Source organism: Agriterribacter sp. (genome assembly GCF_035497235.1).
Classification (GTDB): Bacteria; Bacteroidota; Bacteroidia; order Chitinophagales; family Chitinophagaceae; genus Agriterribacter.
In genome coordinates this window covers 1-22,553 of sequence record NZ_DATJEB010000018.1, presented here as the reverse complement: position 1 = coordinate 22,553, position 22,553 = coordinate 1, and the positions used below count along the sequence as shown (strand labels likewise).

Annotated in this window: 14 protein-coding genes; 7 read left to right on the top strand and 7 right to left on the bottom strand. The window is 43.1% G+C overall.

Features of this window, described 5'->3' with window-relative positions; all coding sequences use genetic code 11:
* Nucleotides 1-24: 24 nt before the first annotated feature.
* The 4 genes from VL121_RS05975 to VL121_RS05960 all read right to left on the bottom strand — a co-directional run bounded on the left by VL121_RS05975 (nucleotide 25) and on the right by VL121_RS05960 (nucleotide 7,762).
* Nucleotides 25-1,968 (bottom strand): GDSL-type esterase/lipase family protein, encoded by a 1,944-nt coding sequence (locus tag VL121_RS05975; RefSeq protein ID WP_325403182.1) that lies wholly within the window; start codon nucleotides 1,966-1,968, stop codon nucleotides 25-27.
* 232 nt (nucleotides 1,969-2,200) lie between these two features.
* Nucleotides 2,201-4,339: a TIM-barrel domain-containing protein gene (locus tag VL121_RS05970; protein WP_325403180.1), complete on the bottom strand. Its 2,139-nt coding sequence runs from the start codon at nucleotides 4,337-4,339 to the stop codon at nucleotides 2,201-2,203.
* Between the two features lie 83 nt (nucleotides 4,340-4,422).
* Complete coding sequence (locus VL121_RS05965; RefSeq protein ID WP_325403178.1) at nucleotides 4,423-6,198, bottom strand: SGNH/GDSL hydrolase family protein; 1,776 nt, start codon at nucleotides 6,196-6,198, stop codon at nucleotides 4,423-4,425.
* Between the two features lie 22 nt (nucleotides 6,199-6,220).
* Nucleotides 6,221-7,762, bottom strand: coding sequence for a sulfatase (locus VL121_RS05960; protein ID WP_325403176.1), 1,542 nt, complete (start codon nucleotides 7,760-7,762; stop codon nucleotides 6,221-6,223).
* A gap of 142 nt (nucleotides 7,763-7,904) precedes the next feature.
* Here VL121_RS05960 and VL121_RS05955 point away from each other — a divergent pair, with 142 nt between their 5' ends.
* Entirely contained in the window at nucleotides 7,905-8,048 is a 144-nt protein-coding gene (locus tag VL121_RS05955; protein ID WP_325403174.1) for a hypothetical protein, read from the top strand.
* A 206-nt stretch (nucleotides 8,049-8,254) separates the two neighbouring features.
* A complete protein-coding gene (locus VL121_RS05950; RefSeq protein ID WP_325403172.1) occupies nucleotides 8,255-9,364 on the top strand; it encodes a family 20 glycosylhydrolase in 1,110 nt (369 codons plus the stop codon).
* Nucleotides 9,365-9,377: 13 nt separating this feature from the next.
* Here VL121_RS05950 and VL121_RS05945 read toward each other — a convergent pair whose 3' ends face one another.
* On the bottom strand, nucleotides 9,378-9,674 hold the full coding sequence (locus VL121_RS05945; RefSeq protein ID WP_325403170.1) for a hypothetical protein: 297 nt from the start codon (nucleotides 9,672-9,674) through the stop codon (nucleotides 9,378-9,380).
* Nucleotides 9,675-9,894: 220 nt separating this feature from the next.
* On the opposite strand from VL121_RS05945, the gene VL121_RS05940 reads away from it, so the two are divergent.
* Together VL121_RS05940 and VL121_RS05935 are read left to right on the top strand one after the other, a co-directional pair.
* Nucleotides 9,895-10,413 (top strand): DUF4382 domain-containing protein, encoded by a 519-nt coding sequence (locus tag VL121_RS05940; protein WP_325403168.1) that lies wholly within the window; start codon nucleotides 9,895-9,897, stop codon nucleotides 10,411-10,413.
* Between the two features lie 329 nt (nucleotides 10,414-10,742).
* Nucleotides 10,743-11,438 (top strand): 3-keto-disaccharide hydrolase, encoded by a 696-nt coding sequence (locus VL121_RS05935; protein ID WP_325403166.1) that lies wholly within the window; start codon nucleotides 10,743-10,745, stop codon nucleotides 11,436-11,438.
* Nucleotides 11,439-11,541: 103 nt separating this feature from the next.
* Here the strand turns inward: VL121_RS05935 and VL121_RS05930 are convergent, their stop codons facing one another.
* Complete coding sequence (locus VL121_RS05930; protein WP_325403164.1) at nucleotides 11,542-11,772, bottom strand: DUF433 domain-containing protein; 231 nt, start codon at nucleotides 11,770-11,772, stop codon at nucleotides 11,542-11,544.
* A 266-nt stretch (nucleotides 11,773-12,038) separates the two neighbouring features.
* Between VL121_RS05930 and VL121_RS05925 the strand changes: the two genes are divergently transcribed.
* Both VL121_RS05925 and tamL read left to right on the top strand, forming a co-directional pair.
* Nucleotides 12,039-17,153, top strand: a complete 5,115-nt coding sequence (locus VL121_RS05925) for a translocation/assembly module TamB domain-containing protein (protein WP_325403162.1) — start codon at nucleotides 12,039-12,041, stop codon at nucleotides 17,151-17,153.
* A gap of 1 nt (nucleotide 17,154) precedes the next feature.
* The gene (gene tamL / locus VL121_RS05920; protein WP_325403160.1) at nucleotides 17,155-19,455 is read left to right on the top strand and encodes a translocation and assembly module lipoprotein TamL; all 2,301 of its coding nucleotides are present in this window, start codon (nucleotides 17,155-17,157) and stop codon (nucleotides 19,453-19,455) included.
* A gap of 124 nt (nucleotides 19,456-19,579) precedes the next feature.
* Here the strand turns inward: tamL and VL121_RS05915 are convergent, their stop codons facing one another.
* Nucleotides 19,580-21,415: a six-hairpin glycosidase gene (locus tag VL121_RS05915; protein WP_325403158.1), complete on the bottom strand. Its 1,836-nt coding sequence runs from the start codon at nucleotides 21,413-21,415 to the stop codon at nucleotides 19,580-19,582.
* A 268-nt stretch (nucleotides 21,416-21,683) separates the two neighbouring features.
* On the opposite strand from VL121_RS05915, the gene VL121_RS05910 reads away from it, so the two are divergent.
* On the top strand, nucleotides 21,684-22,013 hold the full coding sequence (locus VL121_RS05910; protein WP_325403156.1) for an MmcQ/YjbR family DNA-binding protein: 330 nt from the start codon (nucleotides 21,684-21,686) through the stop codon (nucleotides 22,011-22,013).
* Nucleotides 22,014-22,553 lie beyond the last annotated feature (540 nt).

Sequence of the window (22,553 nt, the reverse complement as noted above, 5' to 3'; positions counted from 1 at the left end):
CCCTGTTTAACCTATTGAACATTATTATTCATTCACCAAAAAATGTACAATGCGACAGGCATTTCCTTTCGAATCTTTGTTCTTTTGAGCTATGATCTGCACCTTCAATATATGTTTCCTCTTTGGTAAACCATCGGCTAATACCAGGTACCAGGGCAGATGCAATCCCCCACTCCATTGTGTGTACAGATCAATGGTTTTGGCAGGCTTTCCATCCACCGAATATTTTATCATTCCCGCATCCGGACCCGCAACAATAGCAATGCCCGCAGCAGTTCCTGTAAATGAAAAACCAAAAGATGCACCGGCTTTACCTGATTCAAGTACGGGCACATGCACAAAGCCCTGCCTGGTTCCTGCTTTGTCAAGCGGATGCCAGTTGGCGTTCAGCGAAAAATCCTTCAGCGGAGTGGCCTTATCCACGCTTACATATCTTCCATTATCATAAGCTGCTTTATATCTGGCCGCCGGAAGTTTTACAGGAACCAATCCTTCTTCTTTATATTCCTCGCCAGCCTTTTTTAAAAGTGCTTTAATAGCCTGAAAATAAATTTCCTGGCCAAAAGGCGAAGGATGCAGGTCTTTAAAATCAGCTTCCCAGGTAAACTCTTTCTTAGCAATACGCTGCTGCACTTCGTGTGCAAGATTAAGAAAGGCAAGTTGGTAATACTTTGCCACCTGGTCGTGCAAGGCTACTTCTGCGGGTATTTTTCCATTTTTATAATCCCTGATCTTGTCTTCGTCTGCAAAAGCCATTAACACAATATTCATATAAGGATTAGCCGTAAGTGCGTGCCTTATGATGCCTTCCATTGCTTTTTGCTGTTGTGCCACCGGCGTTTGATTAGCCAAATCGTTTACCGCCGCTTCTACAAACAGCAGATCAACCTTGCTTTTATTCAATACATCTGTTTGCAAACGAAAAGCATGCGGCACACTTCCCAGGGATGCAATGCCCGCATATATAAAATTAAACCTTGTTTGCGGATAAACTTCCTGCAGGTATTTGGCCGTCTTATCTTTCCAGCCGGGGTTTTGCGTTATGGAACCGCCTAAGAAAGCAACCGTCAGTTCCTTTTTTTCTTCGACCTGGTAAAATGTATTGTTCAGGCTGCCATAGCTGTGCACAAACTTTTCATTAGAAAGCGTTTGCTTTAAAGGGATCGTATGATTGAAAATAAAATCCGCATATTGCTCAGGGTCTTTAATCGTAAAATGATGTCCCACATCATTCACGCCTTCCGTCATATAATCCACGCGAATATTGCCTCCATATTTTTTATAATTCTTTTCCAGTATAGCTGTATTTTCAGCCAATGGCACTATGCTGTCTCTTTCACACACTACGTGCACAACAGGTACTTTATACGCGGCCAATGCCTCCAGGTTGTTAACCGGGTTATCGGCAAAGGCCATTGCCTGCTCTTCAGTATAGTTATATGCTTTGAATAATTTTTTCCAGTCGGCATCGCTGCCTCTCCCTTTTCCTTTGCCACCGGGCCAACTCTTAATGTCTAATACAGGCGCTTCGGCATAAATGCAACTCACCTTACCGGGATTCCGTTTAGCCCATGCATATACATACAGTCCGCCGCGGCTTACCCCTTCCAATGCCGGCTTTTCTGAAAATTGTTTTTCGCGTATAAGATAATCGTAAAATTGTTCCCATACCTGCATGGCTTCTGCACTGCCAAACATATCGCCACAATCAATATACGCGATATGAAAGCCGCGTGATAAAAGGATGCTGTCCATATCCGTATGCCAGTCGGGAAAATAGGCCCGCCATACCCACGGGTTTCCCGGCAAAGCCTGTTGCGGTGCTACAATACGTGCCTGCCTTCCCTCAAAAACAAAACTGTGTTTAACAAAGCCATGCCATGCGCTTTGTTGCGGCTCCTGCTGTGCAAATACGGATGTGCAGCCGAAGATGCAGAGCAATAATATCTTTATGATGATCTTTTTCATATACCTGTAATAGTACCCGCCCGCCTGCCCGACTGAGTCATTCAGGCGCGGTTGAACACCTTTCGGACGGGGTGAGTGGTGAATAGTCAATAGTGAGAGGAAGACCCTTTCATCGCTCCTTTCTCGTCTCTCATTTATCCTTTCTCGTCTCTCGTTTTCCCTGCAATTTGCAACCTGTAACCGGCCTCCTGTCCCTTAAACCTGCAACTTCTAACCTGCCCCACCCCCCCTCCTACTTCGTCATAAATTCCCACGTAATTTTATTGTAGTGAAACGCCTTGCTTTCAGGCAATTTAGCCGAACCTTTTAACTTTCCTTTCTTATCTTTTTTTACCGACAATAACGCCCTGGCATAAGCGCCTTTTTCATAGTCAAAGGTTTCCCCGTCATCATCGTATAATTGTATACTGTTTTCTGTATGTCCATAATGCCTCACAGTTAAAGGTAATATTTCATTCTTACGGGGTGTATGCAATACCGGCGGGATCATGGGAATAATGGCTCCTTCTTTTACAAACAAAGGGATGTTTTGAAGTCCCGGTTCAATTTCAATTATAGCGCCATTGCCTGCAAGCCTGCCCGTATAGAAGTCGTACCAGTTGCCTTTGGGCAACACTACCTTCCTGGTTTTTTCACCGGCGAACATGGGCGCCACCAATAAATAATCGCCCAGCATGTACTGGTCTTTTATATCCTGCTTTATCGCTGTTTCATAAGGATTGTCGGATGAATTTAAGTTACCTCTTTCTTCTTTGGCATTAAAGAAAAATCCTTCTTCGAGATTCATGGCCCTCACCGGAGGTTTGCCTTCAAAATGGTATTGCGCAAATGCATTGTACAGGTAAGGCAACAATTGCATGCGCAGCAACATTACCGATTTCACTTCATCGGCCACATCAGCAAAAGTCCATGGTTTGGTTCCATCCGCCCATGCATTGAGCATAGCCATGGGTGAAAAACAAACCGACTGCATACGGCGCAGCCATTCCTCCGATGTTTTGGAGGAACGTGCTTCCGGCGTCCATAGTACGCCTATAAAACTACTGTTGCATAAAGCGGTGATGAAGTCACGGTGATTGTAATAATCATTATAGATCACATAAGGCAAAGACGGAGCGCCGGTATTGGAAGCCCGGGTTAACCCGTAAGTGCGCTGATTTTTTTCACGAAACCACTGGTCGCTCATTTTCTGGAACTGCAACCCATATACCTGGCGCATTTGCTCACCGCTTAGCCCGGAAGGAAATTTAGCGCCATCGGGCCAGAGCCATACATCAAAGCCATCCGTTTCATCAACTTTATAACCCGATACGCCGATACCGAGATGCTGTTGCGAAAAAAGTTTTTTATACAAATCCTGTACCGGAGGTAAAGTAAGGTCGGGTACCACACCGGCCCAAACGGTATGGGTGCCGGTGTACGGTAGTACATCTTTATAAATGGGTGAATGGGAAGATACATAAGGATTGATCCACAGGTTAACCCTGATGTTCTTATCCAATAGCCCGCGAACAAATTTTTGCGGCTGGGAAAAACGGATACTGTCCCAAACAAAATTATTGGGATAGGAGTAGGTTTGCCAGCCGGGTTCCAGCCCTATAAAACTTAAAGGATATCCTCTTTGTTCAAAAGCATCCACTTCTTCCATCACCTGCTTATCCGAAAAAAGGGTTGGCGTACGTTGTGTAAAACCCAACCCCCACTTGGGCGGTAATACACCTCCGCCGCAAAACAGGTTATAGCGCTGTACTACTTGTAATGCATTGCTGCCTGCAAAAACGTACACTTCCGTACCCGGTGCAGGCACTACTATTTCCACCGCATCGGAGTAAGGTTGCGGATCCCAGTTGGACTGGGTATTGCGGTTCATTTCCTCAGGCGGGTTTTTGCTATCCTTTCTAACCGCTATACCCGCATACACTTTAATGCGGCGTGCGGCATTTATTAAAACACCGTAACCTTTATCGGATATATACAGCGCTACCGGCGCATGGGTGCGGCCATCATCTTTTCCACCATAATGATCTACCTGCAATTCCTTAATGGTGCCTCTTTGCTGAACCGATTTAAAATTCAATCCCAGTCCAAAAAGCTGTTCTTCTTTTTCTAATGGAAACCGAAGCAGGGTTTTAGCATCAAAAATTTCGTTTACACTTTGCTGTAAGTTTACAGGGAAAGGTGGTTCACCCAATTTTGAAAGCGCCTCTGTATTGGGCTGCATATTGGCAATACTTAAGGGACTAATTTTTTCGGGAACACCAGCCACCGCCTTCCATACTCCCGCCGCCACCTGCTGCCATTGAAAAGATTTTTCCTGGGCACTAACAACAATGCAACTAAAAGTTAAACTTAAATAAATCAAATACTTCATGCTGGTGGTTTATGGTTTTCATAATCATTTCCCGTATCATTCAAAAATTTGAAAGATACTAAGCAGCCCATTATCATACGCTATTATTTTTTAAGATAGCCGGCTAATACGGGCGCCAGTTTATTATAACCTGTGGCGTTGGGGTGCAGTCCATCGCTAAAAAGACTTTCATCAATTTTACCGGAGGCCTTAAGGAATACCCGGCCGGGATTAATATAGGTAACCTTCATTGTGGTTGCCAGTTTTGTAATTTTTTCATTGATCTCCCGCACTCTTTTTTCCATATCTCTTCTTGGGAATATACCAGACAGCAGTATGCCTGTTCCCGGCTGACGCAGTTGAACGGCTTCCACTAACCATTTCAATCCGGCTATTATTTCTTCATTGGTATTGATGTCCAAATTATTGGTGCCTACCATCAACACCACGTGTTTTGCGGTATACCCTTCTAATGCGCCGTGGTACACCCTCCACAGCGCATTCTCTATTCTATCCCATCCAAATGCCATATTTCTGAGATCCAATGGCGCCAGGTAGCGGTTCCACGAATCCTCTCCTCTTGCAATCGGATCTTTGGGTTCACCGGCCCAGTAATGAATGATTGAATTAGCGATAATTACATTGCGGGGCGGAGATTTTTTATTGAGTTCGATGATCGCATTGTGTCTTCCACGCCAGTCGTACCCATCGCGGCTTTGTATTATCGGCTGCGTGGTGCTGTACACCGGGTTGGCAGGTTCATGCACTATTTCGCGAATGGCCTTAGTGTAGGCATCGGCGTGCTGTTTCATGCCCAGGTCGGTGGGATGGCTGCCATCTACGGTCGAATTAATATCCATTCCCAGTGCTGCATTGGATAATATATAAATATTTTTAACACCCTCGCTTTTTAGCTTCGCAAATGTTTGCTGCAATACTTTAGTGGATCTTTCGCAATCCTCCACCCTTTTAGCATTGATAATACCTGAATAAGAACCCAGGCTATGTTCAATCAAAAGTATAGGTGTGGTAGATCGTTTAGCCTGCAGTCCTTTCACCGATTCCGTGATTTTATTTTCCAGTTCTTTATCAGGAATATTGACCAGGTTGGGCAAGCAGTCAAGCACGTATATTTTAGCGTCAATTTCTGTCATCAGGTCAATCACCGGCTTTTCTAATCTTCCATTACCCGAAAAACCAAGATTAATCAAAGGATAATCCAACTGACGTTCTAATATAGCTGTCCACGCCATGCCCGGCCGGGATGCGCAACCACCCTGGGCTATGGAAGTACCATAAATCACTACCGGTTTCTCTTCCGAAAGCGGCATCGGGATAAACGTATTTCCTTCCGGCACGCCAATTTCCATCCAACTAACGGCATTGTATAGGGGAAGGAACAACCTGAATTCGCAATCCCTTCCTTTAAATTGCCGGTCCACTTCTATATTAGCATACCGGTAGGTTATGGTATCCGAAAAATTATATTGTCCCGGCGCCCACACCCAGTTTCCACTATGGTCAATAGCGTACAGGTCTACCCCACTTACGCCCGTAGCCGGCATATGGGGCATGGCGAAATTGCCTTTTGAAGCTACGCCGTAGCGAACCACGATATTACTTGCATTCGATTTGAATTTAATGTACAGGCCCGCGCTGTGCCGCGACAGGTCCCAAACTGCTTTTCTTGCGGTTTGTTCTGCCCTTGCGGGTAAGCGGTCGTAAAAGCTTTTTACTTCCTTTGGCCATGCCTGTCCTTCAAGAACAGGAAAAGCATTGCCGGCAGGATTCCACCAGGCAAAAACATCTGTTGTTTGCGCTGCAATATTTTCTGTTAACCCAAACCAGATCAGTATCCCAAAAAAGTATTTTATTTTCATGCTCCCTTTTTTGTATTTGCATTTACAGCGATGTTTGTTCACCCGGCCAAGGCGCCGGCTTACCGCTTGCTTTATACAGCGGCTTTTGGGCTTTTACTTCTTTTAAATATGCCGTTAACGTGGCTGCCAGCTTTTTCACTATAACAGGATGTTGTTGAGCCAGGTCATGCTGTTCGCCAATATCGTCCTTAATATTAAACAATTCTGTCCGTGCATCTTTATAATAGTAAATCAATTTCCAGTCGCCCGAACGAATAGTGCTCGTTGCTCCGATACCGGGCCCTGTTGGTCCCCAGTTATTGGGAAAATGCCAATATAAATTACGGTCTTTTCTTTTAGCCTGCGGGTTTTTTAAAAGATCTTCAAAAGATATACCATCAACATGCTGTACTGCTTTCTTTGCTTTTATATTGGCCAAAGAAAGGATGGTTGGGAAAAAATCTTCAGCAATAATATATTGATCACACGTGCTGCCGGCTTTGGTAACACCCGGCCAACTCACGATCATTGGTTCCCGTATGCCGCCTTCATATGCGGAACCTTTGCCACTGTTGAGCGGAGCGTTATGCGTATGGGGTTTGCCCGCACGGGCCTGGGCGCTCAGCCCGCCGTTGTCCGACATAAAAATGATGATCGTATTACCTGCAATATTTTTTTCATCAACGTAATTCAAAATATCATTTAAACTCTTGTCCATTCCTTCTATCATAGAAGCATAGCGTGCTTCGCTTTCGGGTAAATCCCGGTCTTTGTATTTTTTGTAATAACGATGATCGGCCTCCAATGGAACATGTATGGCGTAATGCGACAAATACAAATAGAATGGTTTATGCAATGAGAGTGCCGTATCCATTGCCAGAATAGCTTCCTTAGTAAGTGCATCGCTCAGGTTAATATCCTGTCCCCAGTATTTTTCCAATCCCGGAATGGCCCATACCTGTTTGCCGGGGTCTGTTGAATGATTGCCAAAATCATTCAGCCCCTGGTAAGTAGCCGGCCCGCCTGCCGCATGTCCGGCAATATTCACATCAAAGCCAAGGTTTTTAGGATCAGCCCCCGGCGTACCTATTGCGCCCCAGTGCGCTTTACCGCAATGAATGGTATAATATCCGTTGCTGCGCAAAACAGCGGGTAACGGGGTAGCATACACGGTGCGTTCAATACCGGGTACGGGTGATAATCCATTTACATTCCACAATGGATACTCAAGCACATCATCTTTCGCATCATTAGAGGCATTCTTTCGCAAAGTCCAGTTGGTTACCCGGTGGCGCGCAGCATTCATTCCCGTCATCAAACTCACACGGGTAGGCGAACACACGCTGCTGGCATAAGCCTGGGTAAATTTCATACCCGAAGCAGCCAGGCGTTCCATAGCGGGGGTATGATACAAATGGTTAAAAGGCGTTGCTTCAGTCCAGAAAGGAACAGAAGTATCCTGCCAGCCCATATCATCCACCAAAAAAAAGATGATATTGGGTTTGGGTTTACCCTGTGCAGACAGCACCGCCGGCGCAATAAACCAGGGCAAAAGAAAAGCGGCAAATAAACAGGCTCTCTTCACTTCAAGTTATTTTACAGGCAGCGTTTCCTGCAAATCATTATAAACCAGAAAAACACAGCGGCTGCCGAAATGCGAATAAAGGCAAAAACCGGGGTTGAACCTAAAACAAATGCTATAATTTTATAAACAATTTACATCGTTTATGACAGCTACCATAAATGAACTGCAGGCTATCGTTGAAAAATACAGCCTTCTGCTGGCAAGGATTAATGAGGCAGATTATAATAAACACCTCTTACACCATTTGCACCAGATGCTGAATATGGAGCCTGTAGCTTGCCCGTAACAAAAAAAATAAACACATAGGCCCAGTAGGATCAGAGATGCTCTAAACACATGCTGCATTATTTGCAACAGGTGCTGGATATGGAGTCTGTAAGTTACCCGGGCGCACTATATGTTCCTATGCAACTATGTGTCTCCTATGTATCAAAGAATAAATTGTTTTTGCTGTGCCGGACTGTTTTAACAAAAATGCAGTAAATTGGTTTTATGAAAAAAATAGGCATCCCTTTCCTGTTTTCCATGATCATTTTAATGGTATGCAGCGCTGCTTCCGCTCAAAATGCTTTAGACAGTATATTGCCCGTTCGTGGGTTTTGTATTGCGGCGCCAGTACCAAAAGGTGTTGACTCCTTTGTAACCTTTATTAATAAGGAACTGGCTCCCCGCAGAGTAAACACACTGATCCTTCGTGTAGATTATAATTATCAATATACCAGTCACCCCGAATTGCGCGATAGTATTGCTTTGTCAAAAACGGATGTTAAAAAGATAGTAGCAGCCTGCCGGGCGAACGGAATAAAAGTAATACCGCAGGTTAACCTGCTGGGGCACCAGTCGTGGGCGAACAAAACGTCCAATCTTTTACGTGTGTACCCGCAATTTGATGAAACACCCCACGTAAAAATGCCAAAAAAATATGTATGGCCCAATGCGGATAGCTTATACTGCAAGAGCTATTGCCCTTTACATCCCGGCGTTCATAAAATTGTATTCGCGTTGATGGATGAGATTTGCGAAGCTTTTGAAACGGACGCTTTTCATGCGGGTATGGATGAAGTATTCTATATTGCCGATACCAGGTGTCCCCGCTGCGGTGGAAAAGATAAGGCCGAGCTGTTTGCCGGAGAGGTAACCCGTATACACGACCATCTTGCCGCTTCAGGAAAAAAATTATGGATTTGGGGCGACAGGCTGATTGACGGATATACCACTGGGTTGGGCATGTGGGAAGCCAGTCATAATAACACATATCCTGCGATTGATAGGATCCCAAAAGATGTGGTAATATGCGACTGGCATTACGAACGGCCCGATAAAACAGCGGTATACTTTGCTATGAAAGGCTTCAATGTAGTTACCTGCCCCTGGCGGAACCCGTCCATTGCCGTAAGCCAGCTCAACGATATGATCAGTTTCAGAAATAGTTCAACACCCGAAATGAACTCCAGGTTCCGGGGAATGGTTCAAACCGTATGGTCGGGCGCTGATGGATTCCTGCGTGGTTATTATGGTGGCACAGAAAATGCGGTATCAGGCGGAAATACGCCCTGGGATTGTTTCCGGGTACTATACCAGGAGATCAACAAGCTGCAATAAAAAGCGGGTAGTGCTACACTACCTGTTTCATGATATCCCTTTCAGAAAAGCGTACCAGAGGTTTAAACCGCTTATACCAGTCTTTCCACTGATCACCGCCCAGCTCTTTTTTCAGATCTGTTTCATAATCGGACAAACGGGCATAGGGTAATTCAATAATGAGGCGGTAACCTTCGCCGGTAAAATCAGTTAAAACCCTTGTGCCGGTGGGATGAAGCAGTAAGTCTTTTTGAATCCCTTCATCCAATAAAGCTTTGGCATCACGGTAGCGGCCAAACTGAAGATGGAAAATTTCGCGGAAGATGTACATAACCCATTTGTTAAGATGAATAAGTGCTTGTAATAAATATACTCAATAGATCAGTAAATAAAGATTTTGTTACATATAATAATTGAATTCTTATAATCTAATGATAATAAATCTCCCTTAAAATTAATAATTGTGCATTTAAACAGACAAAGATTTCTTCTACTGTTTTTTGTGGTGTTATGGCATGATTTTTTCAACCTCTTTGCAAAATTTATAACTTATGTCCGTACGTAATTTTTGTTTGCTGATTATTTCAGCTACCATGTTGCTGGCAATAACATCCTGCCAAAAAGACAATAAGAATGATTCTACACATTTAAAAATCAAGCTTACGGATAATCCCTACCAGGCTTCAGAAGTGAATGTGGACATCATGGAAGTAAACATAAAATTAAATAATGATTCTGCCGGCTGGACGCGGCTTGAAACACATGCAGGCATTTACAACCTGCTGGATCTGCAAAACGGCATTGATACAGTATTGGCGCAGGGCGTTATTCCCACTGGCACACTCAAAGAAATTCGCTTTGTACTTGGCAATGAGAACAGTATTAAAATTGGAGATGCAGCTTATCCCCTAACTATTCCCAGTGGTGCGGAGTCGGGCTTAAAAATTAAGCTTAATAAAACACTCAATGCCTCTTTGGACTCCTTGTTGATTGATTTTGACGCTGCACTGTCCATTTTGCAGGAAGGAACCGGTGATTATAAATTAAAACCAGTGCTGAAGATTAAATAATTAACTGATCTTGACCACGTAAAAGAAGCTAAGTTTTTTTCAAGAACTTAGCTTTTTTCGCTGCAATTATAGCCGAACTTATACTATAGTGCCAATAGACTGGCATTGCATCATATCTATTTTACCTTCCATGCTTTTAAGGATTGTTCCGCAATCGTATGGCCCGGAACGGGAAATTTAATAATAAACCGAAATGCCGGCACCATAAAACTGTTTAATATCCTGTAATATGATTAATTTGTAGGACTAAAGTTCTAAAAACAACCGAATGCACGGTGTTAGGGCTGATTTGGATATTATCATCAATATATTCCTCAACATAGCTGCGTATGAAAATAATTTTCTTCATCTTCATCCTGATTCCTTCCGGACTGTTGTCTCAATCTGCCTCCTATAGCCTTTTTAACGGACGCGATTTAAGCGGATGGCATATAGATGTTCCGGAAATGGATACGAATGCCCTCGCTAGAAATCCTTTTATCATTAGAAACGGACTGCTGGTAAGCTTAGGCGAACCCAATGGACATTTGATCACAGATTCCATTTACAAGAATTTTAGGTTACAGGTGGAATACCGCTTTGCCGGTAAACCGGGAAATTGTGGTGTGCTGGTATTTGCTTCCACTCCCCGGTCACTTTATAAAATGTTTCCCAAATCCATTGAAGTGCAAATGATGCATGAAAATGCAGGTGACTTCTGGTGCATTGTGGAAGATATAGCCGTGCCTGATATGAAAAAACGGCGGGGACCAAAAAAAGAATGGGGCATAACGGAAGGTAAAAAAAGAAGAATACTCAACTTAACAGACGGATCCGAAAAGCCTTTGGGAGAATGGAACACGATGGTAGTGGAATGTCTAAAAAATTCCATACGGGTATGGGTAAACGGCGACCTGGTCAACGATGGTTTCAACTGCACGGCGGAAAAGGGTCAGATCGCTTTACAGGCTGAAGGAGCAGAAGTAGAATTTCGAAAAGTTGAATTAACGCCTATTGCCGCATTGTCTGCTGCGGTAAAAAAATAATTCCTGCTGCCAACCGGCACTATAGTTTGTATCAAAAATTAAATATCATCTGATTAAAAACTGACAAGGTTTCGCCCATCAAAAATCACAAGGTTTGAGCCATTCAGGAAGCTTTTAATAAAGTCTTTGCATTTGCCATGTGTGCAGCATATTGCAACACAGTTTTAATATCATCTTTTTCAAAATAAGGATAATCGGCTAAGATTTCATCATCATTCATTCTACCCGCAAGCAGTTCCAATAACCAGGCTGCAGTAAATCTCATATTGCGAATGATAGGTTTCCCATTGCAAACTTCAGCATTAAGCGTAATACGTGACAATAAGTTTTCCATGCAACACTATTTATTTAGATTTAGTACTTATTTTTCATGCCGCTCCTTTCCCCCGCCATACCTGATACCTCACACCCCACACTTCTCCTATCATTTTCTTAATCCCACGCAGGAAACTATCTTATTTTTGTGCAACAGGCAGCATGTAGTGGGTAATTTATACCACACCCGCTGTATCAATACAACGTTTACATGCATTAGCATGATATTTTCTATTGATTGATAAGGGATTAGCTCAAAAAAACAAATACCCGTATTCATTTAGCATGAGTAGCATGGATCAGCAGGGAACAAAAAAAATTACAGGAAGAAGAATAGCAGGGATAGTGATCAAAACTGTTCTTTTTATATTGTTGTTCCTGGTGCTTCTTGCCGGGCTCATCCTCACCCCGCCCGTGCAAAATTTCATTCGTGGAAAGGCAGTTATTTATCTTGAAAAAAAATTACAGACCAAAGTCGCCATTGGAAAAATTTACATCGGTTTTCCCAAAAAAGTTGTGGTTGAAAATGTATATGTAGAAGATCGGAGCAAAGACACTTTAATTTCAGCAGGCAGCATCAAAGTAAATGTTGATTTATTTAATCTCATTGCCGGAAATGGAGTAGACATCCAGTCTGTTGAATTAGATAATATAACGGCTAAAATTAAACGACAATTACCCGATACGGTTTTTAACTTCCAGTTCATTGTTGATGCTTTTGCTTCAACAGATACAAGTCCCAAAGAAGAAGATACCAGATCTACTCCCATTACTTTACGTTCTGTTGAATTAAATAAAATAAGAACGATCTATAAAGATGCTATCACAGGCAACGATGTGGAGGCATACTTAGAACATTTTGACACCAGACTGCAAACATTTGATCTGGAAAAAATGCAGTTCAGCGTGGCTCCTGTTACCCTGCAGGGTTTAACTGCCCGCGTATACCAGTCGAAGCCATTGCCTGATGCAGAACCTGCACAAAAAGATATAACAGATGCCAAAACACCGCTTAATGTGCAGTTAGATATAGACAATTTAGATCTTCAAAACATCAACCTCGATTACCGCAACGATGTCTCTGCTTTGTATACGCAGCTAAACCTGGGAGCATTGCAGATTCAACCGAAAAAAATTGACCTCGCACAACGCATCATCAATCTCGATGCCCTTGCATTAGACAGCACAACCGTTGTTTTACGCCTGGGCAAAAAAGAAGGTGCGGAAATTGTAAAAAAAGAAACCCGGCAGGAAGCAGAGGCCCAGGCGGAAGCGGGCTGGCGGGTACAGATAGGAAACTTGCAATTAGACAACAATAACCTGCAGCTTGATGACGACAACAGCCCCAAACAGCAAAGCGGTATGGACTATATGCACCTGAAAACAGAAGCATTGACCTTACACGTTAGCGATCTTTTATACAGCAGTGATTCCATTGGCGGCAATATTACAAAAGGAACGTTTAGCGAGCAAAGCGGTTTTGTATTGAATCAATTGCAAACACATTTTTTGTATTCAAACAGGCAGGCTTATTTAAAAGAGCTCTATTTAAAAACGCCCGGAACGGAATTGAAGCGAAGTATTGCTATCCGGTACGATTCTGTTGCTGCATTACAAAAAGATATAGGCCCCATGGAGCTGAACCTTGATCTGCAGAAAAGCAAAATTCAGGTAAAAGATATACTGATCTTTGTACCTGACCTGCATTCTCAACCCGCTTTTGCCGACCCCAATACTACATGGTTGATCAATGGCCGCATAAGCGGCCGCATTGCTGATCTGCAGGTCCCTGTTCTACAGATCAGCGGATTGAAAGATACACGGATTGACATAAGCGGGCGATTAAGGGGTTTGCCTGACATGAATAAACTGGGCGCCGATCTTTCCATAAAAAATGTCAGCAGCTCACAAAGAGACATTGCATTATTTGTGCCTGCAGGAACCCTTCCTCAAAATATTACACTGCCTTCCCAAATGCATGTATCCGGCAAGCTCAATGGTAATACGGGGAAGCTTTTTACCGACCTTTTACTGAAAACCAGCCTGGGTAATGCTTCATTAGCAGGAACCATGGAGGAGATTGCCGATCCCAACAAATCCGTTTACGATCTTCAATTAAATACGGCATCGCTCGACCTGGGGACTATTTTACAGGACAAAGAAAACCTAGGGCCGATATCTGCTGACTTTTACATTAAAGGAAAAGGTTATGATCTAAAAACAGCCAACGCTTCGCTTACCGGGAAAATAAAATCTGCCCTCATTAAACAATATGAATACCGCGATTTGAATATGAAGGGAACAATAGCCGATCAGCAGGCAACAGTACATGCTGATATTGCTGATCCCAATATTCATTTTGCGGCGGATGTTACAGCCGACCTTTCCAAAGAATACCCGTCTGTACAATTGAATGCAACCATTGATAGTATTAAAACGCAAGCCCTGCATTTAACCAGCGATGAGTTGATCTACCGTGGTAATGTAAAGGGCGATTTTAAAAATACAAATCCGGATAGTCTTGATGGTACATTGTTCATCCTGCAATCATTGCTGGTACATAACCAGCAAAGCGTGCAAATGGATACCATACAATTACTGGCAGGAACAAATGACAGCGCGAGATATATACAGTTAAACAGTGATGTGGTAAACGCCCGATTGCTGGGCAGGTATAAGCTCACCGAACTGGGCAGTATTTTTCAATATGCTATACAACCTTATTTCGCCATGGCTGATACAGATTCAGCAAAAAAACCGGAGCCCTATGATTTTACCATAAATGCAAATATCATAAACGGACCGGCGCTAAAGGCTTTTGTACCCCAACTCGAAAGAATGGATTCGGTAGTGCTCAAAAGCAGGTTCACAACCAATGAAGGCTGGAATGCATTGCTGGCTGTACCGGTTGTACATATTGGCGCCAACCAGGTAGACAACCTGCAACTGAACGCCTCAACTGCAGACAGTGCCCTTCAGATTAATGCTGATGTAGAAAATATAGTTATTGGAAAAAGCCTCGCCCTGCATAAAACCAATATAACTGCTTCTGTAGCGAACAATACAATCCACTACGCATTGAATATTAAAGATAAAACCGAACGCGAAAGATACAACCTGGAAGGATCATTACAACAAGCCGGTAACGGAACGTACGAGTTTTCTTTAAAACCTGAAAACCTGCTATTGAATTATAAGCAATGGACCGCATCCGCAGATAATAAAATTACGCTTCTTAAAGAAGGCATACATGCTGAGCATTTTGAATTAAGCCAAAATAATCAGCAATTAAGTATTCATAGTGTGTCAACGGAAAACAATGCGCCTGTTGAAATCAGCTTTTCTAATTTCAGCATTGCCACCCTCACCGGTTTTGTGCAGCCCGACTCCACTTTAGCTGATGGCACACTGAATGGTACAATTACCATTAGTAATCTCACGCAGCAGCCTGTTTTTGTTGGTGATCTTTCTATGAATGAGTTGAGCATCAAAAAAGATACGGTAGGAAATGTAAAAATGCTGGTCAACAATAAAGTAGCAGATACCTACAATGCCGATGTAACCATAACCGGCAATGACAATGATGTACAACTCAGCGGCAATTATTATGCTAACAATAAGGCTATTGATCTGAGCCTCGACATACGTAAACTGCCTCTTACTACCGCACAGGCGTTTTCGGCAGAGGCATTGCGCGATGCTTCAGGGTTTGTAAACGGGGCATTTAAAATTACGGGTACAACAGACCAGCCTGCTGTAAACGGCGAATTGCTTTTCAACAAAACAGTTTTTAACCTGAGCATGCTCAACAACATGTTCGCAATTGACCAGGAAAAATTATCGGTAACCAGCCAGGGTATTGTTTTTGATGGTTTTGAGATCAGGGATTCGGCCAGCAATGCACTGATGCTGGACGGTACTGCCGCCACCAGCAATTTTTTGAATTACAATTTTGACCTTAAAATAAGAGCGGATAATTTCAGGGCATTGAACAGCACCAAAAAAGACAATAAATTATTCTATGGTCAATTGTATTTTAATACCAACCTTACGGTAAAAGGAACGGAAAAAGCGCCCGTGATTGATGGAAGTCTGAAAGTAAATGAAAAAACAAAAATGACCATCGTACTACCCCAAAATGAACCGGGGGTGGCAGACAGGGAAGGCATTGTAGTTTTTGTTGATAAAGATGCGCCGCAAAATGATTCGCTTTTTCTGGCTTCCTATGATTCACTGAACACTTCATCGCTGCAGGGAATGGACGTTTCGGTAAATATTGAAGTAGATAAGGCTGCGGATTTTACACTGATCGTTGATGAAGGAAACGGCGATTTTCTGAATGTGAGGGGTGATGCACAACTGAGTGCCGGTGTAGATCCCAGCGGTAAAATAACACTTGCCGGAACCTATGAAATGGAAGAAGGCAGTTATGATCTTACATTCAACTTTCTTCACCGAAAATTTGATATCGTAAAAGGAAGCAAAATTACCTGGGAAGGAGAACCTACGGATGCCAACGTGGATATTACCGCCAAATACACAGCCAGCACAGCTCCTTTGGACCTGGTGAAAAACCAATTGGGTGAGGACGTAACTCCTGCCCAAAGAAATACATACCTGCAAAAACTTCCTTTCGATGTAATGCTTAGCATGACAGGTAAACTGCTGAAGCCCGACATTAGCTTTAATATTATTCTTCCGGAGAATAAAAATTACGGTGTTTCAAATGATATTTTGGCCAATGTAAGAACGAAACTTGATATCCTGCGGCAGGAAGAAGCGGAAATGAACAAACAGGTTTTTTCATTATTGCTGCTGAACCGTTTTGTGGCAGAGGATCCTTTCAGAAGCAGCGGAAGCACCAGCGCCTCTGCATTGGTGCGGCAAAGCGTAAGCAAACTGATGACGGAACAACTCAACCAGCTTGCGGCCGACCTGGTAAAAGGTGTTGATCTTAACTTCGACATTGCCGCTTCCGATGACTATACTACCGGGGAAAGACAAAGCCGTACTGACCTGAACGTGGGACTATCCAAAAAATTATTAAATGATCGTTTAACCGTAACCGTTGGCAGCAATTTTGAAGTTGAGGGTCCTAAAAATTCCAATCAGGCTTCAAGCAATATTGCCGGTGATGTAGCGCTGGATTACCGTTTAAGTGAAGACGGCAGGTATATGCTGAGGGCTTACCGGAAAAATGATTACCAGGGCGTAATTGATGGTTATATCGTGGAAACGGGCATAGGCTTTATCATTACTGTAGACTATAACCGCTTCAGGGATATCTTCAGAAAAAGGAAAACACCTGAGCAACGCAGAAAAGACAGGGAGATAAAAAAAACCGAGCGGCAGGAACAAAAAAACAATCCACTGGAAAACACCAACGCTGCAAACCAATAAAATGAAGAAAAGGATCATTCATATTACTATAGCATGGGTAACAGTTTGCTTGCTGGCAGCTTGCAGCAGTACCAGGAAACTACCGCCCGGCGAGGCATTGTATAGAGGTGCTGATGTAAAAATAGAAGGTCCTTCCCTTGGGCATAAAGAAAAGAAGAATATTAAAAATGAGCTGGAAGCGCTTACCCGCCCTTTACCGAATAAAAAAATATTAGGTGTTCCTTTCAAATTATTGATGTATAACCTGGCAGGCAATCCCAAAAAAGAAAAATCAATAATGGGCTGGCTGAAATATAAAGTAGGTGAGCCTCCCGTGCTGGCCAGTGATGTTAATATAGAATGGAATGTAAAAGTGTTACAAAGCACAATGGAAAACCGGGGTTATTTCAAGGCAACCGTACAGGGCGACTCTATACTGAAAAACAAAAAAGCTAAGGCAGTATATGCCGTTCAAACGGGCAACCGTTATACCATTAATAAAATTATATTTGATAAGGACAGTTCTGTTTTACAAAAAACGATAAATGCATCTTCTGCCAAAACCCTGCTTAAAACCGGCTCTTATTTTGATCTTGAAACCATCAAAGCCGAACGGGAACGGATAGATGCAGATCTGAAAGAAAAGGGGTTTTACTATTTTGATCCGGATTATCTTATCATTCGGGCCGATAGTACGATTGGTAATAATGCAGTGGACCTGGATGTAAAAATTAAGCCGGGCACACCACAAATGGCCAGGCAGGTGTATACCATTAACGATGTATATATTTTCCCGGGCTACCGGCTCAGTGCAGAAAAAGCCGACACTCTCAAAAGTGAGGCGGAATACTATAAAGGCTACTATGTTGTAGATAAACGTAAAACCTACAAACCGCAAATGTTTGCGCAGTCCATGCAATTTAACCCCGGCGATGTGTATAACCGCACCGACCATAACCAGAGCATCAGCAGGCTGGTAAACCTGGGCGTATTTAAGTTTGTAAAGAACAGGTTTGAGCCCGTTGAAAATTCAGATTCCGCCCAACTCAACACCTATTATTACCTCACTTCCCTGCCCAGGAAATCGCTCCGTGCAGATATCAATGCCAATACCAAATCGAACAATCTTACCGGCTCCGGCATTACCATAGGATGGCGCAACCGCAATACGTTCCGGGGTGGCGAACTGCTGTCTGTTAATGCTACTGCTGGTTTTGAAATACAGTTTAGCGGACAGTTAAAAGGATTTAATACCTACAGAGGCGGATTGGAAACCAAATTGACTTTTCCACGCTTTCTTATTCCTTTTGTTACTTTGAATACGCGCAGCGGCTTTGTGCCTAAAACCAATATGCTCCTGGCCTATGATATCCTTACAAAAGAAAAATTGTATACCATGAATTCTTTCAGGGGAGAATTTGGTTATGCCTGGAAAGAAACAGTTAATAAAGAACATCAGCTCAATCCCATTTCAATTAATTACGTGCAACCCATACGTGTTACCCCTTTATATGAAAGCAATGCGTTCAACAATCCCACCCTTCAAAAGGCAATTGAAAAGCAGTTCGTCATTGGCTCCAATTATAATTACAATTACAATGAGCTGGCAGGTAACAATGGCTTAAAAGGATTCTATTTTAATGGCAATGCCGATCTTTCCGGAAATATTGCCGGTTTAATTACCGGCGCCAATACACTGAATGGAAAACCCAAAACCATTTTTGGTGCGCAGTTTTCACAGTATCTTAAGCTCGAAACCGATCTCCGGTATTACGCGAAGCTTTCTTCAAAAAATACATGGGCAAACCGTTTGATCGTTGGATTTGGTTATCCGTATGGCAATTCAACAGAGCTTCCTTTTATAAAACAGTTTTTTGTGGGTGGCAACAACAGCATCCGTGCATTCCGCAGCCGATCGCTTGGACCCGGCACATATAAAGATTTGAATACGCTAAATTTCATTCCCGATCAGTCGGGTGATATTAAACTGGAATTCAATACAGAACTAAGAGCCAAACTGTTCAGCATTGTGTACGGCGCTATTTTTGCAGATGCGGGCAATATATGGCTATACCGGGGAAATACAGATAAGCCAGGCGGTAAATTTAGTAGTAGTTTTATGAAAGAGCTGGGTGTAGGTACAGGTGTGGGGTTGCGGTTTGATGTATCCTTTCTCGTGTTGCGGCTCGATGTGGCCTTTCCTTTGCGTAAACCCTGGCTTCCGGAACCGGAAAGATGGGTAATAGACGGGATAAAATTCGGCAGCGGGGCATGGCGGAGAGATAATCTTGTTTTTAATTTGGGGATTGGCTATCCGTTTTAGTAGGAGTAGTAAGTAGTGGCTCTCACTTCTCCCGGGCTGTCAGCTTTGAGTAGTCAGCTAAAGTTATACTAACGATGAACTAATAGTTCATTCTTTCACTTTTCACCTTTCTCCCGCTCACTTCTCACTTCCCGCCACTTCTCACCTCATCCACATAATACACTGCTTTGGCAACTTTCTCATCTGCACCGGGCAATGGAGGTTCAGGGTCTTCATTGGCCGTTGTACGGTTCGGGATATCCCTGTAAGACCCCGTTCTGAAAGATATCCGCTCAACCGATTTCACTGCTTCGGCTAATGCTGCCCGTGATAATACTTTTTTACCGTTCAGCCAAAGATCGAATGATCCGTTCAAATCAGCATTAATATTAACCCGGAAATCATACCATGTAGCTGCCTTGTATTTTTCAATCTTTACGGATTGATCTCCATTCATTACTTCAATCTCTCCCTTGCTGTTAAAACTAATCCGTACCGGGCGATTACCATAGCGGTCGGTTATATCAACAGATAGTTCACCATGATCGCTTTGTTGGGCATATACCCTGAACTGCAGATCAGCCTTAGTGGTTTCTTTAAAAACCCGTATGGCTCTTGCATAGTCATAAGGATCTTCATCCGTTAACTTGAGGCTTTTATTTTTTGCATCGGGAAAATCCGCTACTGTAACGGGCGCCCATTTTGGAGAATAGGTATTCCAGTTGGGTATTGCTTTCCCCGCAACAAAGGAATTAAAATTATCATTTACAGGTGTGTTTACACCGTAAGTAACGGGAACGGGCACCCGTGTAATCCACATATCCTCTTTGTTCATGCTGTATGTGATCCACATATCATTGCCGGGGGGGTTGCCATTGCCTTCCACTATACCTCTTGTATAGCAGGGACCGAAATCTTTCCACCTGCCAAAAAAGCGCCTGGGCGGCACTTCGCCCTGTACCAGCAGCATCTCATCAAAAATAATTCCATCGTTGCTGGTTATTATAATTAGGGGATAACGGTATTCGGAGTTGTCTATCGGGTTATAACACATGGCATACCTGCCGTCTTCCGTTCTTTGTCCCCAGTTTTTACCGCCCGACATTAAGAGCGTAGGCACTTTCACAGGTGCAGAAAATGTAGCGCCTTCATCATCCGATAAAGCGGCTTTTGATTTTTTCCATAGCATAACCACTTTGCCGTCTTTGCGATGGAAATAAGACAATGCAGAAAGATGATCATCATTTTTATTTTCGGCATATAAAGTATCATTACCATCATCCTCATCCTTCCATTGTAACACCATTAACCTGTTTTTCAGCAATGCTTCGCAGGCGGCTACAAAGCCGGTATCTTTTGATCGGGTATAAAAAGGAAAGCTGGTATTGGTTTCATTCCATCGGGCATGACTTTCATAACGGATAAAATGTACAGGGCCAAAACTACGGTCTTTGTATATCTCCCGCACTACCCTGCCAATGCCGCCTTCCTGAAAAGGGTTTTCCGTATGCCCATAAAAAGCAAGGGTGAGTAAGCGACCGTTTGGCGCCGCGTAAAATCCCATGCGCTGGTGCATCATATACCCGTGGTATCCTTCCGGTATTGTTACTCCGGCAGGCGGCTGATAAGGCGGAAACAAAATGCGTGGCTTTTCCCAATTGCGTCCATCAGCCGAAGTAGTGAGGAGCGTTTGCCCCGGCGCAATATGTTCATCAACCGGGTTGCTGAGATATTGCAGGTAAAATTTTCCATTCCAGTAGGCCAGGTTAGGTGCATGATTATATGTCCAGCCCGAATCCGCATCTATCCCGCCATGTTCTCTATTGGCACGCATTACCTGTATGCTTTCGGCGCCAACTGCCCAACGTAAGCGACCTTCATGCACACTCGGATCAATGGTTACGCCGCCCACATAGCGAATAGGTTCGGAGGCGCTTCCGGTTTGGGCATACAAATATGCAGGCAGTAAAATAACCGCCATGCATATGGCAGAAATAATTTTACAGTGGGTTGAACAAAACATAATGATGAAATTAAGGTATTCAACTATATAAAACAGCACGGCTATGCTGAATCTTATTCTAATTTACTATAGAGAAATTATATTTCGATTTATACTGCATAGTGGACCTGCCGTTAATCTTTCGGTTTGTGTTTCGTGGCTAAAGGTTATAGGTTTCACGCAGCGTACGCAGCGATATGCGCTGCGTGAATAAAAGTTTTAATTTTGACCGTTGAAAAAATATCACATGAACGTAGAACAAATACGGGAATACTGCTTATTGAAAGAAGGCGCCGAAGAATCGCTTCCCTTCGGCCCCGATACCATAGTGTTTAAAACAGATGGAAAAATATTTTTATTGCTTTCATTAGATACAGGACACTCTCAGTTCAATGTAAAATGTGATCCGGATAAGGCAGAAGAGCTCCGGGCAGAATACACCTGCGTACTGCCCGGCTATCACATGAACAAAAAGCACTGGAATACCATTATAGTAAACGGATCGGCTTCATCCACATTATTAAAAGAATGGATTGATGATTCGTATGCGCTGGTTAAGAAAAAGAAGAAGCGTTGAGTGATGCGAATTTGTGGTTAGTAGTTTATGGTTAATACTACCGCCCGATGGAATACTGACCTGTTGTTTCACCGGGGTGGATAAGAAGCGGGAGGTGAGACCCCGGCGAATAATAAATGTAATACTAATCTAAAGGTGCAAAATGTAAAATATATACCATAAAACACATGTTCAGCGCAGGGGTCTCATGACTTTTTATGAAGCCTCCCGCGCGACTCATTTAAAGAAAGGGCATTAAAAAAACTCTCTAAAAGTATTTTCGTTTTGCGGGACAGAGTCCCGGGAGAACATAGTGCATACAAAGTCGGAGACTGCTTATGAACATCAAGTCCAACAAAAAATTCCTGACCATTAAAGTCAATTGTTTCTGATAAATTTGTTGTAGGCATAGTGCATGTTTTTAGTTGTTACAAATTGCGAAACTTATTGTTATCGCACTATAAAACTAACCTGCCTTTCGCAGGCAGGATTGGCGGCGCAGCATTTTTGGTGCTGCATGACCGCAACAACTGCACTATGCTTTTCTTACATAATTACTTC